The 1,000-nt window shown below is 43.1% G+C and carries 3 protein-coding genes; all 3 read right to left on the reverse strand.

Annotated features, from left to right (window positions below; translation table 11 throughout):
- Window positions 1–180: 180 nt before the first annotated feature.
- From C9I92_RS25065 to C9I92_RS25075, 3 genes are read right to left on the reverse strand one after another with little or no spacing between them, the layout of a single operon-like run.
- Window positions 181–402 (reverse strand): hypothetical protein, encoded by a 222-nt coding sequence (locus tag C9I92_RS25065; protein WP_249037531.1) that lies wholly within the window; start codon window positions 400–402, stop codon window positions 181–183.
- Between the two features lie 17 nt (window positions 403–419).
- Window positions 420–650 (reverse strand): hypothetical protein, encoded by a 231-nt coding sequence (locus C9I92_RS25070; protein ID WP_107193948.1) that lies wholly within the window; start codon window positions 648–650, stop codon window positions 420–422.
- 3 nt (window positions 651–653) lie between these two features.
- Window positions 654–998, reverse strand: a complete 345-nt coding sequence (locus tag C9I92_RS25075; protein ID WP_248827405.1) for a DUF1293 family protein — start codon at window positions 996–998, stop codon at window positions 654–656.
- Window positions 999–1,000: the final 2 nt, after the last annotated feature.

A 1,000-nucleotide genomic window follows, 5' to 3' on the forward strand; every position in this document is an offset into this window, starting at 1 on the left:
AGGAATAAAAGAAATATTCTTTTCATTTTCTCACCAATAAAAAAGGCGACCTAAGCCGCCTTGATATTATTTGCCTTTGACTACGCTGATAATATTCCGCTTTTAAAGCCAGTCACGAAAACTGTTACAAAGGAAATTGCAAAGAGTATTGTGACAGCGTCACCCAGCAAGCTACCCATATTAGCGGCGCAGGAACGAAACAATCATACCCACACCGAAGCCCAGAGCCGCAAGGCCAATCACACCCGCAACCGTCAGGCTAACGCTGGACTGACCCGCAGCGACTGCCGCCGTGATAGCTTCCTGAGTGGTTTCGGCAAAAGAAGGAGAAGCAGCAACCATAGACGTTACAACCAGACCAGCTTTAGCGCGTTTTGTAGCAAGAATGTTTTTAACTGACATAATCATATTTCCTATTTCTAACGTTTTCCCAAATAGCGAACAATTCGCCCGAGTACATGACCAGTGATAAACGTGACTAATAACGCACCACTGACCAAATTAAAAAGCTCGACATCTATTTCAAGCGACGGATTAATAAATGACTGATATTCAACCGCAGAGGGAATCATATATCCCTGACATTCATTGGAAGGGGCATTTGAAATCGTCGCCTGATTGTTGTCATCCACAATCAAACAAATGCCCATGGTTTATTTTGCCTTTAATGCCGCTTCAATTTTGGCATTCACTTCCGGATGAACAGGAATGATTTTGGTAATAATCACTTCCAAAGGATCGTCCGGATTATGTGAAAACTCTAATTCGTATTCGACGTTCGGAATAAATGCACGCTTAGCAATAATTTCACGCGCATAGTTCACATCCATTTTTAATTGTTGTTTGGTACGAGGTACATCGGTAGAAAAGCCGATGCCTTCTTGCTCGAACTTTTCATGTTTGACTTCATCAATACCACGTAAGACGTGAACCACAGCATCCGAACCACCAGAAGAAGGGAAACGGCGAACCGCAATACCCGTAATCATTACGCCCATGT

Source organism: Photobacterium ganghwense (assembly GCF_003025595.1).
GTDB classification, from domain to species: domain Bacteria; phylum Pseudomonadota; class Gammaproteobacteria; order Enterobacterales; family Vibrionaceae; genus Photobacterium; species Photobacterium ganghwense.